General features: G+C 71.3%; 13 protein-coding genes. 12 read left to right on the forward strand and 1 reads right to left on the reverse strand.

Features of this window, described 5'->3' with window-relative positions:
• Nucleotides 1-56 precede the first annotated feature (56 nt).
• The 10 genes from ACI790_RS08805 to ACI790_RS08850 all read left to right on the forward strand — a co-directional run bounded on the left by ACI790_RS08805 (nt 57) and on the right by ACI790_RS08850 (nt 16,615).
• On the forward strand, nt 57-1,436 hold the full coding sequence (locus tag ACI790_RS08805; protein WP_456569414.1) for an MCE family protein: 1,380 nt from the start codon (nt 57-59) through the stop codon (nt 1,434-1,436).
• Nucleotides 1,433-2,500, forward strand: coding sequence for an MCE family protein (locus ACI790_RS08810; RefSeq protein WP_456569415.1), 1,068 nt, complete (start codon nt 1,433-1,435; stop codon nt 2,498-2,500). Before ACI790_RS08805 ends, ACI790_RS08810 begins: the two co-directional genes overlap by 4 nt.
• Entirely contained in the window at nt 2,500-3,537 is a 1,038-nt protein-coding gene (locus tag ACI790_RS08815) for an MCE family protein (protein ID WP_456569416.1), read from the forward strand. Before ACI790_RS08810 ends, ACI790_RS08815 begins: the two co-directional genes overlap by 1 nt.
• Nucleotides 3,537-4,793: an MCE family protein gene (locus ACI790_RS08820; RefSeq protein ID WP_456569417.1), complete on the forward strand. Its 1,257-nt coding sequence runs from the start codon at nt 3,537-3,539 to the stop codon at nt 4,791-4,793. The genes ACI790_RS08815 and ACI790_RS08820 overlap by 1 nt, the downstream gene beginning before the upstream one ends.
• Nucleotides 4,790-6,055 (forward strand): MCE family protein, encoded by a 1,266-nt coding sequence (locus tag ACI790_RS08825; RefSeq protein ID WP_456569418.1) that lies wholly within the window; start codon nt 4,790-4,792, stop codon nt 6,053-6,055. Before ACI790_RS08820 ends, ACI790_RS08825 begins: the two co-directional genes overlap by 4 nt.
• Nucleotides 6,052-7,320, forward strand: a complete 1,269-nt coding sequence (locus tag ACI790_RS08830) for an MCE family protein (RefSeq protein ID WP_456569419.1) — start codon at nt 6,052-6,054, stop codon at nt 7,318-7,320. The genes ACI790_RS08825 and ACI790_RS08830 overlap by 4 nt, the downstream gene beginning before the upstream one ends.
• Before the next feature lie 75 nt (nt 7,321-7,395).
• Nucleotides 7,396-7,998 (forward strand): hypothetical protein, encoded by a 603-nt coding sequence (locus tag ACI790_RS08835; protein WP_456569420.1) that lies wholly within the window; start codon nt 7,396-7,398, stop codon nt 7,996-7,998.
• Nucleotides 7,999-8,005: 7 nt separating this feature from the next.
• A complete protein-coding gene (locus ACI790_RS08840; protein WP_456569421.1) occupies nt 8,006-8,734 on the forward strand; it encodes a hypothetical protein in 729 nt (242 codons plus the stop codon).
• A 375-nt stretch (nt 8,735-9,109) separates the two neighbouring features.
• Complete coding sequence (gene rpoB / locus ACI790_RS08845; protein ID WP_456569422.1) at nt 9,110-12,616, forward strand: DNA-directed RNA polymerase subunit beta; 3,507 nt, start codon at nt 9,110-9,112, stop codon at nt 12,614-12,616.
• A 93-nt stretch (nt 12,617-12,709) separates the two neighbouring features.
• Nucleotides 12,710-16,615 (forward strand): DNA-directed RNA polymerase subunit beta', encoded by a 3,906-nt coding sequence (locus ACI790_RS08850; RefSeq protein WP_456569423.1) that lies wholly within the window; start codon nt 12,710-12,712, stop codon nt 16,613-16,615.
• A 212-nt stretch (nt 16,616-16,827) separates the two neighbouring features.
• On the opposite strand, the gene ACI790_RS08855 is transcribed toward ACI790_RS08850, so the two are convergent.
• Entirely contained in the window at nt 16,828-17,868 is a 1,041-nt protein-coding gene (locus ACI790_RS08855; protein WP_456569424.1) for an LLM class F420-dependent oxidoreductase, read from the reverse strand.
• A gap of 533 nt (nt 17,869-18,401) precedes the next feature.
• Between ACI790_RS08855 and rpsL the strand changes: the two genes are divergently transcribed.
• Together rpsL and rpsG are read left to right on the forward strand one after the other, a co-directional pair.
• On the forward strand, nt 18,402-18,776 hold the full coding sequence (rpsL, locus tag ACI790_RS08860) for a 30S ribosomal protein S12 (protein WP_012950487.1): 375 nt from the start codon (nt 18,402-18,404) through the stop codon (nt 18,774-18,776).
• Nucleotides 18,776-19,246 carry a 30S ribosomal protein S7 gene (rpsG, locus tag ACI790_RS08865; protein WP_091929116.1) on the forward strand — a complete coding sequence of 157 codons (471 nt, stop codon included), beginning with the start codon at nt 18,776-18,778 and terminating at the stop codon, nt 19,244-19,246. Before rpsL ends, rpsG begins: the two co-directional genes overlap by 1 nt.
• Nucleotides 19,247-19,254: the final 8 nt, after the last annotated feature.

Here is a 19,254-nt window from a genome sequence, read left to right on the forward strand (position 1 = left end):
CGAGCATCGCAGGGAGCGCCAGCGACCGAGGAGCGGAACGAGTCCGGAGTCGAGCGATGAACAGCAACCGGGGTGCGGTCGTGCGGCGACGGCTGCAGGGGCTGGCCTTCCTGGTCGTCCTGGCCCTCCTGCTCGGGCTGGCGGTGGCCACCTACCAGAAGGCGTTCACCGAGGTCGCCCGCGTGACGCTGGAGGCCGACACGGTCGGCAACCAGCTCCAGGAGGCCTCCGACGTCAAGGTGCGCGGCGTCATCGTGGGCGACGTCCGCGAGGTCCGGACCGGGATGGGCGGCGCCGTCATCGAGCTGGCCATCAAGCCGGAGTACCTCGAGCAGATCCCGGCCGACGTCACCGCCCGGCTGCTGCCGAAGACGCTGTTCGGCGAGCGGTTCGTCTCCCTGGAGCTGCCCGAGCAGCCCACCGCCGAGCGGCTGGCCGACGGCGACGTCATCGGCCAGGACCGCAGCGAGAACGCCATCGAGCTGCAGCGCGTGATCGACGGCCTGCTGCCGCTGCTGCAGGCCGTGGAGCCGCAGGACATCTCCTACACGCTCGGGGCGGTCGCCGACGCACTGCGCGGCCGGGGGGACCGGCTGGGCGCCAACCTGGCGGCGGTCGGGGAGTACGCCGGGGAGCTGAACACCGTGCTGCCGCAGCTGCAGGCCGACATCTCCGGCCTCGCAGACTTCGCCGACACCTACGAGTCCGCCTCCGACGACCTGCTGGCGGTGCTGGACAACCTGGCCGTCACCAGCACGACGCTGGTCGACCAGTCCGAGCAGCTGCGCCGGACCTTCACCGTGGGCCGGTCTGCCGGGGACGTGACCGCGGGCTTCCTGGAGGCCAACGAGCGGAACATCATCTCCCTCGCCGAGACCTCCCGGCCGGTGCTGGGCGTCTTCGCCGAGTACTCGCCGGTCTACCCGTGCCTGCTCGACGGCCTCACCCGGTTCAACCCGATGATCAGCGAGGCGTTCGGCGCCGACGGTGACCCCGCGCTGAACCTGAACATCGTGGTCGCCCTGCCGCCGCGCAACCCCTACCTGCCCGGTGACCAGCCGGCGTACCTGGACCGGAGCGGGCCGGACTGCCAGGGCCTCGACGACATCGACGGGCTCATCCGGGCGGCTGAGCGCGGCGAGTACTACTGCCCGACACCCCCGGAGGACGGCGTCGACTCGCGCGACAACCCGTTCTCGGGCAACCCGGTCTGCCTCGGCGGCCGCGGCCCCGACGACGTGCCCGAGGGCGCGGGGGAGCCCAACCCGACGGCGGGCAGGTCCCTGCCCTACGACCTCGCCGGATCGACAGCGGAGCTGGACTTCGTGCGGAGCATCCTCGCCTACCAGACCGGGACCGAACCGACCGAGGTCTCCGACCTCGCGGCCGCGACGATGGCGCCGCTGCTGCGCGGGACCCAGGTGGCGCTCCGATGAGGGGGGCGCTGCGCGGGCTGGCGGCCCCGCTCACCAAGCTGGTGGTGTTCGGCCTGGTCACCGTGCTGGCCAGCTACGTGCTGATCAGCACCATCACCAACGCCGGCTACGGCGAGCAGCGGGAGTACCGGGCCCAGTTCACCGACGTGGCCGGCCTGGTGGAGGGCGACGAGGTCCGCATCGCCGGCGTCCGGGTGGGCCAGGTGACCGGCATCGAGCTGGCCGAGGCGACCGACCGCCCGGTCGCGGAGGTGGGGCTGGAGGTCAGCGCCGACGTGCCGCTGCCGGCCGGGGTCGAGGCCACCATCCGCTACCGCAACCTGGTCGGCCAGCGGTACGTCGTGCTGGAGGAGGGCGACGGCTCGGCCGGGCGCGCCCTCGAGGAGGACGCGCTCATCCCGCTGGCCCGTACCACGCCCGCGCTGGACCTCACCACGCTGTTCGGCGGGTTCCAGCCGCTGCTGCAGGCGCTCTCCCCGGCGGACGTGAACCGGCTGTCGTTCGAGATCATCCAGGTCTTCCAGGGGGAGGGCGGCACGGTGCAGAGCCTGCTGTCGCACATCGCGTCGCTGAGCGACTCGCTGGCCGACAAGGACGCCGTGATCGGCAGCGTGATCGAGAACCTGTCCACCGTGCTGGGCAGCGTGGCCGCCCGGGACGAAGAGCTGTCGGGGCTGGTCGTCAGCCTGCAGCAGTTCGTGACCGGCCTGGCCGGCGACAGCGAGGCGATCTTCGACTCGCTGCAGACCATCGACGGGCTGGCCCGGGCGACCACCGACCTGCTGGTCGACGTGCGGGCCCCGCTCGCCGCCGACATCCAGGGCCTCGGCGCCCTCTCGACCACCCTGGCCGACAGCGGCGACGTCCTCGAGGACTTCCTGCAGCTCGCGCCGACGAAGATCGACCTGGTCACCCGCACCGCGGTGAACGGCAGCTGGTTCAACTTCTTCCTGTGCGGGGCCTCGGGCAACGTCGTCCTCCCGGTGAGCAACCCCGACGGGACCGAGAACGCCGTCGAGATGCCGACCGGTGGCCTGCGCAACGGCGAGCGGGGGTGCAGCTGATGGCCCGCCAGTCCCGTCCCTTCCGGGACCGGAACCCGGTGACGATCGGCGCGGTCAGCCTGACGGTGATCACCGCACTGGTGCTCCTGGCGTTCAACGCGCAATCCCTACCGCTCATCGGCGGTGGCACCGTCTACCGGGCGCAGTTCTCCGAGGCGGCCGGGCTGCAGCCCGACGACCCGGTGCGCGTGGCCGGGGTGAAGGTCGGCAGCGTCGAGGAGCTGTCGCTCGAGGACGGCGCGGTCACGGTCGAGTTCCGGGTCACGGATGCCTTCGTGGGCGACCGGTCGGAGGCGGCCATCAAGATCGAGACGGTGCTGGGGGCGAAGTACCTGGCCCTGGTGCCCCGCGGCGCCACGGCGCTGGATCCCGGCGAGCGGATCCCGCTGGAGCGCACGGCGTCGCCCTACGACGTCGTCGAGGCCTTCGCCGACCTGTCCACGACGGTCGAGGACCTCGACACCGCGCAGCTGGCCGGCTCCTTCGAGGTGCTGGCCGAGACCTTCGCGGAGACCCCGGAGGAGGTCCGCGCCTCGCTGCAGGGCCTGGCGCGGCTCTCGGACACCATCGCCTCGCGGGACGCCCAGCTGCAGGAGCTGCTGTCGGCCACCCGGACGGTGACCGACGTGCTGGCCGACCGCAACGGTGAGTTCACCCGGCTGATCCTGGACTCGAACACGCTGCTCGCCGAGGTCCAGGAGCGGCGGGCGCTGATCGACTCCGTCCTCACCAGCACCCAGCAGCTGTCCACGCAGCTGTCCGGGCTGGTGGCCGACAACCGCGCGGCGCTCACGCCGGCGCTGCAGCAGCTGTCCCGGGTGACCGACATCCTCGCGCGCAACCGGGCCAACCTCGCCGAGACCGTCGACAACCTCGCCCCGTTCGTCCGGGTGTTCACCAACACCCTGGGCAACGGGCGGTGGTTCGACAGCTTCGTCGACAACCTGCTGCCCGGCGTCGTCGGCAGCATCGTGTGCGGCGGGCCCGGCGGGCCCGGCGTGGTCGGCCTGCCGGTCTCCTGCCAGGAGGGCAACTGATGAGCGGCTCGCTGCAGCGCGGGGTCGCCCTGGCCGCTGCGCTGGTCCTCGTCGGCGCGCTGGGCTGGACGGTGCTCAAGCCCGCGGGCCAGTACCGGGTGACCGCCTGGTTCGCGCAGACGGTCGGCCTCTACGCGGGGTCCGACGTCCGGATCCTCGGCATCGACGTCGGTCAGATCACCGACGTCCGCCCGGCGGGTGACCGGGTGCGCGTGCAGATGGAGATCGACGAGGACTACGACATCCCGGCCGACGCCATCGCCGTGGTGCTGGCGCCCTCGCTGGTCTCCGACCGGTACGTGCAGTTCGCCCCCGTCTACGACGGCGGCGCGACGATGGAGCACCGCGCCGAGGTGCCGGTCGAGCGGACGGCGACGCCGGTGGAGCTGGACGCGGTGTACGGCGCCCTGGACGAGCTCTCGGCGGCGCTCGGCCCGACCGGGGCGAACGAGAACGGCGCGCTGGCGGACCTCGTCGACGTCGGGGCGGCCAACCTGAGCGGCACCGGGGACGACCTCAACCGCACGCTGACCGGCTTCTCGCAGGCGGTCGAGACGCTGGCGACCAACCGCGACGGGCTGTTCGACTCGGTGGAGAACCTGCAGACGTTCACCAGCGCGCTGGCCACCATCGACGCCCAGGTCGGCCGGTTCAACCAGGACCTCGCGGCCGTCGCCGACCTGCTGGAGGGGGAGCGGGAGGATCTGGCCACGGCGATCCAGTTGCTGTCGCAGGCGCTGGGGGAGGTCGCCGGCTTCGTGCAGGACAACACCGACCTGCTGCGCACCAACGTCGACCGGCTGGCCGACGTCACCCTCGCCCTGGTCCAGCAGCGGGACGCGCTGGCGGAGGTGCTGGACGTCGCGCCCGCCGCGCTGGGCAACCTGGCGCACGCCTACAACCCCGACTACGGGACCCTGGACACCCGGGACAACTCGCTGGGGGCCACGAGCCCCGAGATCATCGTCTGCCAGATCCTGGGCGCGACCGGGCGGCTGCAGCTGGACCTCGACCTGGTCCCGGACGTGCTCACCGATCCGCTGACCCAGGGCCTGCAGCTGCCGCCGATCGAGCAGATCTGCACCCGGCTGCTGTCCGGGGACGCCGACGCCGACGGCGTCCTGGACGACGTCAACGGCAACGGGGTCTCCGACCTGCAGGAGCTGCTCACCACGCTGTTCGGGGGTGGCTCGGGCGGCGGCCGGACCGGCGGCTCGCTCATCGGCGTGCCGGAGATCTCGGGAGGACAGCGATGACCCGGGCCCTCGTGCGGGCGACCGCCCTGACCGGCGCCCTCGTGCTGCTGACCGGCTGCGGCTTCCGCGGCGCGTACTCCGTCGGGCTGCCCGGCGGAGCCGACCTCGGCGACGAGCCCTACACCGTGCAGGTGGAGTTCCTCGACGTGCTCGACCTGGTGCCCCAGTCCGGTGTCCGGGTCGCCGACGTGCCGGTCGGCCGGGTGGAGGAGATCGAGCTGGCGGACGACTGGACCGCGCTGGTGACCGTCTCGGTCAACGGCGACGTGGAGCTCCCGGCCAACGCCGTCGCGATGATCGGCCAGACCTCGCTGCTGGGGGAGAAGTTCGTCGAGCTGGCGCCCCCGGGCAACGAGGAGCCCAGCGGCAGCCTGGCGGACGGCGCCCGGATCGAGCTGGATCGCACGAACCGCAACGTCGAGGTGGAGGAGCTGCTCGGCGCGCTGTCCCTGGTGCTCAACGGCGGTGGGCTCAGCCAGCTGCAGACGATCACCCGGGAGCTCGGGATCGCGCTCGAGGGCCGCGAGTCGGCGATCCGCAGCACCCTGGAGCAGCTGGACACCTTCATCGGCGGGCTGGACCAGCAGAAGGACGAGATCAACCGGGCCCTGGACAGCGTCGACGCGCTGGCCGCCGGCCTGGCGGGGCGGACGCAGACCATCGAGACGGCGCTGGACACCATCGGCCCGGGCCTGGACGTGGTCGACGAGCAGCGCGACCTGCTGGTGTCGATGCTCGACAGCCTCGACCGGCTCGGGGACGTCGGCACCCGGATCATCGACCAGGCGGGCGCGAACACCGTCGCCGACCTGCAGCTGCTCCAGCCGATCCTCACCCAGCTGGCCGCCGCCGGCCCCGACCTGGCCGGCTCGCTGGACCTGCTGCTGACCTACCCGTTCCCCGCCAGCTCGCTGCCGGCGCTGAACTACCGGCAGGACCTGCGGACCGGCGGCTACGGGTTGTTCACGAACATGACCGCCACGCTGGACCTCGACCTCACCGAGGTCCTCTGCCGCTACTTCGTGGACCCGGTCACCGGCGCCCTCGAGGAGCGGGCGCCCGACGACTTCACCGGTGAGCAGTGCGGCGTCCCGGGCACCCCGCCCGGCAACGGGGCCGGCGGCACCGGCGGGGGCGCGGCCGCGCCCGAGCCGGGGCAGCGGGCCGGGCTCGGTGCGCTGCTGCCCGAGGGCATCGTCGGCCGGGTGCCGGGCCAGGGCGGCATCGTCGGCCTGCCCGACCTGCTGGGAGGCCGACCGTGATCACCCGCACCACGAAGCTGCAGCTGGCCGCCTTCGCGATGGTCGCCGTCCTGGGCATGGCCTACCTCGGGTTCAAGTACGTGGGCCTGGACCGCCTGCTGCTCGGCACCGGCTACGAGGTGGCCGCCGACTTCCGGGACTCCGGCGGCATCTTCGTCAACGCCGAGGTCACCTACCGCGGGGTCTCCGTGGGCCGGGTCAGCGACATGGAGCTGGTCGACGACGGCGTCCGCGTGACGCTCACCATCGAGCCGGACGCCGCGCCCATCCCCGCGGACACCGCGGCGGTGGTGGCCACCCGCAGCGCGGTGGGGGAGCAGTACGTGAACCTGGTGCCCGACGACGAGGAGGGCCCCTACCTGGCCGACGGTGCGGTCATCCCGCAGGACCGCACCGCCATCCCGGTGCCGGTCGAGCAGCTGCTGCTCAACGTCGACGAGCTGGTCGGCTCCCTGGACGAGGAGAACCTGCGGATCGTCGTCGACGAGCTCGGCCGGGCCTTCGCCGGAGCGGGTGACGACCTCGGCCGGCTGATCGACAACGGCGACCTCCTGCTCGGCCGCGCCCAGGAGTCGCTGCCGGAGACGCTCCGGCTCATCACCGACGGCCGGACGGTCCTGCAGACCCAGATCGACAGCCGCTCGGCGATCGAGCAGTGGGCGGCCGACCTGCGGCTGGTCAGCGACACGCTGGTGCAGAGCGACGCCGACCTGCGCGGCCTGCTGGTCAACGCCCCCGACGCCGGCGAGGCGCTGCAGCGGCTGGTCGAGGAGGCCGGGCCGGGGCTCGGTCCGCTGATCCGCAACCTCGACGTCCTCAACGGGGTGACGATCCCGCGGCTCGACGGGGTCGAGCAGCTGCTGGTCACCTACCCGGACGTGGTCTCCGGTGGCTTCACCGTCGTCCGCAACGACGGCGGCACGATGCGCGCGCACTTCGGCTTCGTCCTCAACGCCGGAGATCCGCATCCCTGCACCAGCGGCTACGTCTCCACCGGGGAGCTCTCCGGTCCGGGGGCCGTCCAGGCCCTGGACACCGGGGCCGTCCGCTGCCGGGTCGTGGACGGGGTCGACCCGAACCCGGGCGACGACGCGGACGAGACCGGATCCAACATCCGCGGCGAGCAGAACATCGGCCGCTCCGGTGGCGTGGCGGGCTCCGGGCCGCAGAGCGGCGGGGGCACCCGGCCGCCGGTCCTCGCCGGCCTCGACGAGCTGCTCGGCGACCTGCTGCACGCCAACCCCTTCTCCCGCACCACCGCCTGAGCCCACCTGCCCCGAACGGCTGATCCGCGGTGCGCCGCGAGCCGATCCGACGAGACGACAGAGGAGGATGCGCAGGTGACCAGTGACGTACGGGCCCGAGCGCCCGAGGGTGACCGGGCCGGGAGCGCCGCCCCGACCTCCCCCGCCGACGACGACGCCGCGGGGACGGGGCCGACCGCCGCGGCGCGGGACCGGGCCCGGCCGGCCGTCCCGGTGGTGCCGCTGCTCGGTGCGCTGCTCGTCCTGCTGCTCGCGGCGGCGGCCTTCCTGTGGTTCACCCGGCCCGAGCCCTCGGCGATCCGGACCGGCGACTACGTCGACGCGCTCCAGGCGGCCCGTGCGCACGTGGTGGACCTGACGTCCTTCGACCACGTGGCGCTCGACGACGACATCCGGCAGATCGAGCAGGTGGCCACCGAGGAACTGGGCGCGGAGACGATCGCCCAGCTGGACGCCCGGCGGCAGCAGATCACCGAGTCCGAGGCCGTGGTGAGCACGGAGGTCGTCGGGGCCGGCATCACCCGGGCCGACGAGGACGACGCGGTGGCTCTGCTGGTCATCGAGTCCACGCAGCGGAGCAACGCCGCCGAGCAGGCCCAGGTCCTGCGCTACCGGATCGAGGTCGAGCTGGCGAAGGTCGACGACCGGTGGCTGCTGTCGGCCATCCGGGGAGGGTGAGCACCGCGTGAGCCAGACATCCGAGGACCGGCCGCGTCCCACCGCCCGCCCGCGGCCCACGCCGGGCGCCCGGCCCAGCCCCCGGCCCCGGGTGGCGGGCAGCCGCCGCGACCGCGAGGACGGCGCCCCCGGCGCCGCCCCGGGCCACCGCGCCGCACCGGCGGCGGCGCGCGGCCGGAGGAGCGCCAGCGCCCCGGCCGGCCGCCGACCCGGCCGGACGGCGGTCGCCGTGCTGGCGCTGCTCTGCCTGCTGGCCGCAGCCGGCGCGGGCACCCTGCTGTGGCAGCGGCTGGACCCACGCTACGTCGACGCGTCGGTGGTCGCGGCCGCCCGCGAGGGCGTGCAGGCGCTCTACGCCTACGACTACGGCGACTCCGAGGGCAGCGTCCAGGGCAAGCTCGCCGTCCTCACCGGCGAGCTCCGCGAGCAGTACGAGCGGGACCTGCAGGGCGGGATCATCGACACCTACGAGCAGGTGTCGGCCACCACCAGCTACGAGGTCAACGACGTCGGCCTCCAGCAGATCAACGACGCGCAGGACACCGCGACGCTCGTGGTGTTCGGCCAGTACGTCGTCGAGTCGGTGAACAGCGGCGCGCAGCAGCCGCCGGAGGGCTCCGAGTGCCAGGTGACCGCCGACGGGGCGCAGTCCTGCGTGCAGACGGTGCAGCTGCGGATGGTCACCGTCGACGGCAAGTGGAAGATCAGCGAGCTGACGCTGCTCACCACCAGCTAGGCCCGCGCACGGGGCCGGCTCGGCGTGGCGGTCCCGTCCGGGGCGGCCGGCTGGCATCATGGCCGTGGCGCACACCCCGCCGGCCCGGTCTCCCGGCCCGCGCGTCCAGGGATGTGGTGCCGGTCGCACCGGTACCCCCCGCGTGGACATCGCGCAATACCAGGGGTAGGGTCTCCTGTTGCGCTGCCCTCTGACTGCCTGCCCGCCGAGACGGGTCACGACGGGTGCCCCGGGAATCCTCCGGGCGCCGCCCGCGCTGACCGTCGCAGCGGGCGATCGCGGCCGTCGCGGACAGCCTCGCCATCACCGACGACGACCCAGGACGACCCCGCAGCCCACCGCCCGCACGTCGTGAGGTCCTTGGAAGGACGCATCTTGGCAGGCTCTCGCCCCACCAGCATCAACCCCAGCACCACCGAATCGGGTAGCACCCAGACCACCCCGGTTCCGCAGGACGGCCCCCGCACCGGCGAGGCCGACCAGCAGAAGATCCCCGGCGCGCCGCTGCGCGTCTCGTTCGCCAAGATCTCCGAGCCGCTCGAGGTCCCGGATCTGCTCGCCCTGCAGACCGCGTCCTTCGACTGGCTGGTCGGCAGCCCCGAGTGGCGGGCCACGCTCTCGCCCGAGGAGCAGGCCGCGGCCGTCGGCGGCCTGGCCGAGATCCTCGAGGAGATCTCCCCGATCGAGGACTTCAGCGGCTCGATGTCGCTGTCCTTCTCCAACCCGCGCTTCGAGGACGTCAAGGCGTCCCTCGAGGAGTGCAAGGACAAGGACATGACCTACGCGGCGCCGCTGTTCGTCACCGCCGAGTTCATGAACAACACCACCGGCGAGATCAAGAGCCAGACGGTGTTCATGGGCGACTTCCCGATCATGACGAACAAGGGCACCTTCGTCATCAACGGGACCGAGCGCGTCGTCGTCTCCCAGCTCGTCCGCAGCCCGGGCGTCTACTTCGACAAGTCGCTGGACAAGACGTCGGACAAGGACGTCTTCTCCGCCAAGGTCATCCCCAGCCGCGGTGCGTGGCTGGAGTTCGACGTCGACAAGCGCGACACCGTCGGCGTCCGGATCGACCGCAAGCGCCGCCAGCCGGTCACCGTGCTCCTCAAGGCCCTGGGCTGGGGCGAGGACCGCATCCGCGAGCACTTCCAGTGGTCGCCCACCGTCCTGGCCACCCTGGAGAAGGACCACATCGCCGGGCAGGACGAGGCCCTGCTCGACATCTACCGCAAGCTGCGGCCGGGCGAGCCGCCGACGCGTGAGTCGGCGCAGGCGCTGCTGGAGAACCTGTTCTTCAACCCCAAGCGCTACGACCTGGCCAAGGTGGGCCGCTACAAGGTCAACAAGAAGCTGGGCGTCGAGGTGCCGCAGGGCACCCAGACGCTGACCGAGGACGACATCGTCGCCACGATCGAGTACGTCGTGCGCCTCCACGCCGGCGAGCCCGACCACGGCACCGACGACATCGACCACTTCGGCAACCGCCGCCTGCGCACCGTCGGCGAGCTGATCCAGAACCAGATCCGGGTCGGCCTCTCCCGCATGGAGCGCGTGGTCCGCGAGCGGATGACGACCCAGGACGTCGAGGCGATCACGCCGCAGACCCTGATCAACATCCGGCCGGTCGTCGCCTCCATCAAGGAGTTCTTCGGCACCAGCCAGCTGTCCCAGTTCATGGACCAGACCAACCCGCTCGCGGGCCTGACCCACAAGCGCCGCCTGTCGGCGCTGGGCCCGGGTGGTCTGTCGCGTGAGCGGGCCGGCATGGAGGTCCGCGACGTCCACCCGAGCCACTACGGCCGCATGTGCCCGATCGAGACGCCGGAAGGCCCGAACATCGGCCTGATCGGCTCGCTCTCCTCGTTCGGCCGGGTGAACGCGTTCGGCTTCATCGAGACGCCGTACCGGAAGGTCGAGAACGGCCAGGTCACCACCCAGATCGACTACCTGACCGCCGACGAGGAGGACCGCTTCGTCGTCGCGCAGGCCAACTCGCCGCTCGACGCGACCGGTCGCCTCGCCGAGGAGCGCGTCCTGGTCCGCACCAAGGGCGGTGAGGTCGACTACCTCGCCCCCGAGAACGTGGACTACATGGACGTCTCGCCGCGGCAGATGACCTCGGTCGCGACGGCGATGATCCCGTTCCTCGAGCACGACGACGCCAACCGCGCGCTCATGGGCGCCAACATGCAGCGTCAGGCGGTGCCGCTGCTGCGCAGCGAGGCCCCGCTGGTCGGTACCGGCATGGAGCTGCGTGCCGCCGTCGACGCCGGCGACGTCGTCGTGGCGGAGAAGGCCGGTGTGGTCGAGGACTCCACCGCCGACTACGTCACGGTCATGGCCGACGACGGGACGCGGCAGACCTACCGGCTGCTGAAGTTCCGCCGCTCGAACCAGGGCACCTCGATCAACCAGACCCCCGTCGTCGACGAGGGCCAGCGCGTCGAGGTCGGCCAGGTCATCGCCGACGGTCCCTGCACCGACGAGGGCGAGATGGCGCTGGGCAAGAACCTGCTCGTCGCCTTCATGCCGTGGGAGGGCCACAACTACGAGGACGCGATCATCCTGTCGCAGCGCCTCGTGCAGGACGACGTCCTGTCCTCGATCCACATCGAGGAGTTCGAGGTCGACGCCCGCGACACCAAGCTCGGTGCCGAGGAGATCACCCGGGACATCCCGAACGTCTCCGAGGACGTGCTCGCCGACCTGGACGAGCGCGGCATCATCCGCATCGGTGCCGAGGTGGTCCCCGGCGACATCCTCGTCGGCAAGGTCACGCCCAAGGGCGAGACCGAGCTGACCCCCGAGGAGCGGCTGCTGCGGGCGATCTTCGGCGAGAAGGCCCGCGAGGTGCGCGACACGTCGCTGAAGGTCAAGCACGGTGAGTCCGGCAAGGTCATCGGCGTCCGCGTGTTCTCGCGCGAGGACGGCGACGAGCTGCCCGCCGGCGTCAACGAGCTGATCCGGGTCTACGTCGCCCAGATGCGCAAGATCTCCGACGGCGACAAGCTCGCCGGACGCCACGGCAACAAGGGCGTCATCTCGAAGATCCTGCCGCAGGAGGACATGCCGTTCCTCGAGGACGGCACCCCGGTGGACATCGTCCTCAACCCGCTCGGCGTGCCCGGCCGGATGAACGTCGGCCAGGTCCTGGAGACCCACCTCGGCTGGGTCGCCAAGCAGGGCTGGCAGGTCGACGGCGACCCGGACTGGGCGAAGAACCTGCCCGAGAAGGCGAAGGCCGCGGCCCCCGGCACCCGCACCGCGACCCCGGTGTTCGACGGCGCCAAGGAGGACGAGATCGTCGGCCTCCTGGGCTCGACGATCCCGAACCGCGACGGCGACCGGCTGGTCAAGGAGACCGGCAAGGCGCGGCTGTTCGACGGCCGGTCGGGGGAGCCCTTCCCCGAGCCGATCTCGGTGGGCTACGTCTACATCCTGAAGCTGCTGCACCTGGTCGACGACAAGATCCACGCCCGGTCGACCGGCCCGTACTCGATGATCACGCAGCAGCCGCTGGGTGGTAAGGCACAGTTCGGTGGCCAGCGCTTCGGCGAGATGGAGTGCTGGGCGATGCAGGCCTACGGCGCGGCCTACGCGCTGCAGGAGCTGCTCACCATCAAGTCCGACGACATCCTCGGCCGCGTCAAGGTGTACGAGGCGATCGTCAAGGGCGAGAACATCCCCGAGCCGGGCATCCCGGAGTCGTTCAAGGTGTTGCTCAAGGAGCTCCAGTCGCTGTGCCTCAACGTCGAGGTGCTCTCCGGCGACGGGCAGGCGATCGAGCTGCGCGACACCGACGACGAGGTCTTCCGGGCCGCGGAGGAGCTGGGCATCGACCTGTCCCGCCGCGAGCCGTCGTCCGTCGAAGACGTCTGATCGGCAGCCGGCCGGCCCTGAGCAGTCGGGGCCGGCCGGCCACCACCTCCAAGTCATAGAAGCGAAGCACTAGCCCCTGAAAGGGGTCACACCTTGCTCGACGTCAACTTCTTCGACGAGCTCCGCATCGGGCTGGCCACCGGCGACGACATCCGCCAGTGGAGCCACGGTGAGGTGAAGAAGCCCGAGACCATCAACTACCGGACCCTGCGTCCGGAGAAGGACGGTCTCTTCTGCGAGAAGATCTTCGGTCCCACCCGGGACTGGGAGTGCTACTGCGGTAAGTACAAGCGCGTCCGCTTCAAGGGCATCATCTGCGAGCGCTGCGGCGTCGAGGTGACCCGGGCCAAGGTCCGCCGCGAGCGGATGGGCCACATCGAGCTGGCCGCGCCGGTCACGCACATCTGGTTCTTCAAGGGCGTGCCCTCCCGGCTGGGCTACCTGCTCGACCTGGCCCCCAAGGACCTCGAGAAGATCATCTACTTCGCGGCCTACATGATCACCTCGGTCGACGGCGAGGCGCGGCACCGCGACCTCCCGACCATCGAGGCCGAGATCAGCGCGGAGAAGTCCAACCTCGAGGGTCAGCGGGACGCGAACGTCGAGGCGCGCCAGCAGAAGCTCGAGGCCGACCTGGCCGAGCTGGAGGCCGAGGGCGCCAAGTCCGACGTCCGCCGCAAGGTGCGCGAGGGCGGCGAGCGCGAGATGCGCCAGCTGCGGGACCGCTCCCAGCGGGAGATCGACCGCCTCGACGAGGTGATGGACACCTTCCGCAAGCTCGAGGTCAAGCAGCTCATCGCCGACGAGGGCCTCTACCGCGAGCTGCGCGACCGCTTCGGTGAGTACTTCGAAGGCGGCATGGGCGCCGCGGCGCTGCAGAAGCTGCTCTCCGGCTTCGACCTCGACGCCGAGGCCGCCTCGCTGCGCGAGACCATCCGCAGCGGCAAGGGCCAGCGCAAGCTGCGGGCCCTCAAGCGGCTCAAGGTCGTCGCGGCGTTCCAGCAGACCCGCAACTCGCCCATGGGCATGGTGCTGGACTGCGTCCCGGTCATCCCGCCGGACCTGCGCCCGATGGTGCAGCTCGACGGTGGCCGCTTCGCCACCAGCGACATGAACGACCTGTACCGCCGCGTGATCAACCGGAACAACCGGCTGAAGCGGCTGCTGGACCTCGGCGCTCCCGAGATCATCGTCAACAACGAGAAGCGGATGCTCCAGGAGTCCGTGGACGCGCTGTTCGACAACGGCCGTCGCGGCCGGCCGGTCACCGGCCCGGGCAACCGTCCGCTGAAGTCCCTGAGCGACCTGCTCAAGGGCAAGCAGGGCCGGTTCCGCCAGAACCTGCTCGGCAAGCGCGTCGACTACTCCGGCCGTTCGGTCATCGTCGTCGGCCCGCAGCTGAAGCTGCACCAGTGCGGTCTGCCCAAGCAGATGGCCCTGGAGCTGTTCAAGCCCTTCGTCATGAAGCGGCTGGTCGACCTCAACCACGCGCAGAACATCAAGTCCGCCAAGCGGATGGTCGAGCGCGCGCGTCCCGTGGTCTGGGACGTGCTGGAAGAGGTCATCACCGAGCACCCGGTGCTGCTGAACCGCGCCCCGACGCTGCACCGCCTGGGCATCCAGGCGTTCGAGCCGCAGCTCGTCGAGGGCAAGGCCATCCAGATCCACCCGCTCGTCTGCACCGCGTTCAACGCGGACTTCGACGGTGACCAGATGGCGGTGCACCTGCCGCTGTCGGCCGAGGCCCAGGCCGAGGCCCGGATCCTGATGCTGTCCAGCAACAACATCCTGAGCCCGGCCGATGGTCGCCCGATCACCGCGCCGACGCAGGACATGGTGCTCGGCCTGTACCACCTCACGACCCTGGTGGCCTCCCCGCTGGAGGCCGACGGCGGTCACCCGCGCGCCTTCTCCTCGGCGGCCGAGGCGGTCATGGCCTACGACAAGGGCGACCTGGCCCTGCAGGAGCGGGCCTGGATCCGGCTGGACGAGGTCTACGGCGTCGACAACGGCACGGTGAACGAGCCGTGGGAGCAGCCGGAGGACTGGACGCCGGGCGCCCCCGCGCGCGTGCTCACCAGCCTGGGTCGGGTGCTGTTCAACGAGGCCCTGCCCGAGGACTACCGGTTCGTCAACTACCAGGTGCCGAAGAAGGAGCTCGGGGCGATCGTCAACGACCTCGCCGAGCGCTACCCCAAGGTGCAGGTGGCGGCGACGCTGGACGCCCTCAAGGCGGCCGGCTTCCGCTGGGCGACCCGCTCGGGCGTCACGATCGCCATCGACGACGTGGTGACGCCGCCGGCCAAGCGCGAGATCATGGACCGGCACGAGGCCGAGGCCGCCAAGATCGAGAAGCAGTACGAGCGCGGCGTCATCACCGACGCCGAGCGTCGTGGCGAGCTGATCGAGATCTGGACCCGCGCGCGGGCCGAGGTCTCCCAGGCGATGGTGGACAACTTCCCGACCACCAACCCGGTCTGGGTCATGGTCAACTCGGGCGCCCGAGGCAACATGATGCAGATCAGCCAGATCGCCGGTATGCGAGGGCTGGTCGCCAACCCCAAGGGCGAGATCATCCCGCGGCCGATCAAGGCCAACTTCCGCGAGGGTCTGTCCGTGCTGGAGTACTTCATCTCCACGCACGGTGCGCGCAAGGGTCTGGCCGACACCGCGCTGCGGACCGCCGACTCCGGGTACCTCACCCGTCGTCTGGTGGACGTCTCGCAGGACGTCATCATCCGCGAGGAGGACTGCGGCACCGACCGCGGCGTGGTCATGCCGATCGGCACCGTGGTCGACGGTGTCGTCACGCGTGACGCCCACGTGGAGACCAGCGTCTACGCCCGCGCCCTGGCCGCCGACGTGGTGGCCGAGGACGGGACGGTCATCGCCCCGGCGAACGCCGACCTGGGCGACGTGCTGATCCAGACGCTGATCGACGCCCAGGTGGCCGAGGTCAAGGTCCGCTGCGTCCTGACCTGCGAGTCGCTGCTCGGCACCTGCGCCACCTGCTACGGCCGGTCGCTGGCCTCCGGCAAGCTGGTCGACGTCGGTGAGGCCGTCGGCATCATCGCCGCGCAGTCCATCGGCGAGCCCGGCACGCAGCTGACGATGCGCACCTTCCACACCGGTGGTGTGGCCGGTGCCGACATCACGCACGGTCTGCCGCGTGTGGTCGAGCTCTTCGAGGCCCGTGTCCCCAAGGGCAAGGCGCCGATCGCGGAGCTGGCCGGCACCGTCCGGATCGAGGACGGCGAGCAGTTCCGCAAGCTGACCATCACGCCGGACGACGGCTCCGACGAGGTCGTCTACGACAAGCTGTCGCGCCGGTCGCGGCTGCGGGTCGAGGACGGTTCCCACGTCGAGGTCGGCGAGCAGCTGACCGAGGGTGCGGTCGACCCGCACGAGGTGCTGCGAATCATGGGCCCGCGCGAGGTGCAGCTGCACCTCGTCCGCGAGGTCCAGGAGGTCTACCGCTCGCAGGGTGTGTCGATCCACGACAAGCACATCGAGGTGATCATCCGGCAGATGCTGAAGCGGGTGACCATCATCGACTCGGGCGCCACGGAGTTCCTGCCGGGTGCACTCGTCGAGCGGACGCTGTTCGAGACCGAGAACCGCCGCGTCGTCGCCGAGGGCGGCGAGCCGGCCTCGGCCCGTCCGGTGCTCATGGGCATCACCAAGGCCTCGCTCGCGACCGAGTCGTGGCTGTCGGCCGCCTCCTTCCAGGAGACGACCAAGGTGCTCACCGACGCCGCGATCCAGGGCAAGAGCGACAGCCTGCTCGGGCTCAAGGAGAACGTGATCATCGGAAAGCTGATCCCGGCGGGTACGGGCATCAGCCGCTACCGGAACATCACGGTCGAGCCGACCGAGGAGGCGCGGGCCGCCGTCTACACCATGGCGGGCTACGAGGACGGGCAGTACTACAGCCCCGACGTCTTCGGTCAGGGAACCGGCGAGGCCGTGCGTCTCGAGGAGTACGACTGGCGGGGCTGATCTCCTAGCCAGGCAGTGACGAAAGGGCCCCGCAGGTCGTCAGACCTGCGGGGCCCTTCCGTGTCGTTCGGGCACCCGGCACCCGGCCGGGGACGGCACTCACTCGGAGTGGCCCTGGCGCGGGGCCCGGAGGGTCCCCGGCAGGGACAGGGACCGGGCTCAGCGGCGGCCGGGACGGCTCCTGGCCGCGGTGTCGTCCGGAGGACGACAGATCACGGAGCCAGGCGCTTCATGGTCTCCACGGTCCGCAGGCGGGCCCCGCGGCTGCCGTCGAGGGGCTGCAGCACGAGCGTCGAGACGCCGGCGTCTCTGAAGGCGGCGATCCGCTCGGCCACGTAGGACTCCGGGCCGATCAGGGACGACGCCCGCACCAGCTCGTCGGGCACCGCGGCCGCGGCCTCGTCCTTCTTCCCGTCGAGGTAGAGGTCCTGGATGGTCTTCGCCTCGGCCTCGTAGCCGTACCGGACGGCGAGGTCGTTGTAGAAGTTCTTGCCGCGGGCGCCCATGCCGCCGATGTAGAGGGCCAGCGCGGGCCGCACGAAGTCCAGCAGCGGCTCGACTTCGTCCCCGATGGCCACCGGGACGCCGGTGATGACCTGGAGCTCGCCGAGGGCCGGGTCGCGCTTGGCCTTGCCGGCGGCCAGGGAGTCGCCCCAGACCGACGCCGCTTTCTCCGGGACGAAGAAGATCGGTTCCCACGCCTCGGCGATCTCGGCGGCAAGCTCCACGTTCTTCGGGCCGAGGGCGGCGAGCATGACCGGGATGCTCTCGCGGACGGGGGTGTTGATCAGCTTCAGGGGCTTGCCCAGGCCGGTGCCCTGGTCGGCGGGCAGGGGGACGCTGTACTTCTTGCCCTGGTGGTCCAGGCGCTCGCGGCGCCACACCTGGCGGCAGATCTCCACGATCTCGCGGGTGCGCTGCAGCGGCGCGTCGTAGGGAACGCCGTGCCAGCCCTCGATCACCTGCGGACCGGAGGCGCCCAGGCCGAGCGTGAAGCGGCCACCGGACACGAAGTCCAGCCCGGCGGCGGTCATGGCGGTGAGCGCGGGGGTGCGGCTGTAGATGGGCAGGATGCCGCTGAGCAGCTCCACCCGCTCGGTCACCGCGGCCAGGTAGCCGAGCTGGCTGACCGCGTCGAACGTGTACACCTCGGCCACCATGGCGAGGTCGAGGCCGGCCGACTCCAGGTCGCGGATCTCCGCCGCCGTCTCCTGGAAGCCGCCGCTGTAGCTGGCCTGGATGCCGATGCGCACAAGCACTCCTCCGTGTCGCGGCACCACCGTTGGCGCCGGACCGCACGCTATCGGTCGCCGCGCGGGGGAGCGGAGGAGCTGTGCCACGCGGCCGCACGGCGGTACTGTCCGGGCACCTCGGCCCTGCCCTGCCCCCACCGGTCGACGTGTCGACGTGGGTGTGAGGGACCCGGCTTTGACCGGGTCAGCAAGCACGGGTATCGTGGTCAGCCGTGCCCAGGGTGCCCTGGGCCTGCTCCCGTTCGCGGTGCGCCTGGGCGGCCAGAGGTGAAGACCTCGGGCCGCCGGGGACCGCCCTTCCGGACCTGATCCGGGGGGTGGCGGCGCCGAGTCGCGAGGGGCAACCGAGTTCGGTCCGACATCGGACCGGTCCCGGGAAGGGCGACACACCCGACCGCGTGGACCGGACAGTGGAACACGGCCGCGCCCGGGAAGGTTCCGAGGAGGGACCGGCACCCCAGTACGACCCGCACCACGTAGTCAGCAGGTAATCGCCAGCACCACCCAGCGCAGGTAGGAGATCCAGGCCACCCATGCCCACGATCAACCAGCTGGTCCGCAAGGGCCGCGAGGACAAGGTCGAGAAGACCAAGACCCCGGCGCTGAAGGGTTCGCCCCAGCGTCGCGGAGTCTGCACGCGCGTGTACACGACGACGCCGAAGAAGCCGAACTCCGCGCTGCGCAAGGTCGCTCGCGTCCGCCTCACCAGTGGCATCGAGGTGACCGCCTACATCCCGGGCGTCGGCCACAACCTGCAGGAGCACTCGATGGTGCTCGTGCGCGGCGGCCGTGTGAAGGACCTGCCCGGCGTGCGCTACAAGATCATCCGCGGCTCGCTGGACACCCAGGGTGTCCGCAACCGCAAGCAGGCTCGCAGCCGGTACGGCGCGAAGAAGGAGAAGAGCTAATGCCGCGCAAGGGCCCCGCGCCGAAGCGTCCGCTGGTCGCCGACCCGGTGTACCAGTCGCCGCTGGTCACGCAGCTGGTGAACAAGGTGCTGGTCGACGGCAAGCGCTCGGTCGCCGAGGCGATCGTCTACGGCGCCCTCGAGGGTGCCCGCGCCAAGACCGACACCGACCCGGTCGTCACGCTCAAGCGCGCGCTGGACAACGTGAAGCCGGCCCTCGAGGTCCGCAGCCGCCGTGTCGGTGGTGCGACCTACCAGGTCCCGGTCGAGGTCCGCGCCTCGCGCAGCACGACGCTGGGCCTGCGCTGGCTGATCCAGTACAGCCGGGCTCGTCGTGAGAAGACGATGACCGAGCGCCTGATGAACGAGCTGCTCGATGCGAGCAACGGCCTCGGTGCCGCCGTGAAGCGGCGCGAGGACACGCACAAGATGGCCGAGTCGAACAAGGCCTTCGCGCACTACCGCTGGTGACGTCCGTC

The sequence above is a fragment of the Blastococcus sp. SYSU DS0539 genome (assembly GCF_054050855.1).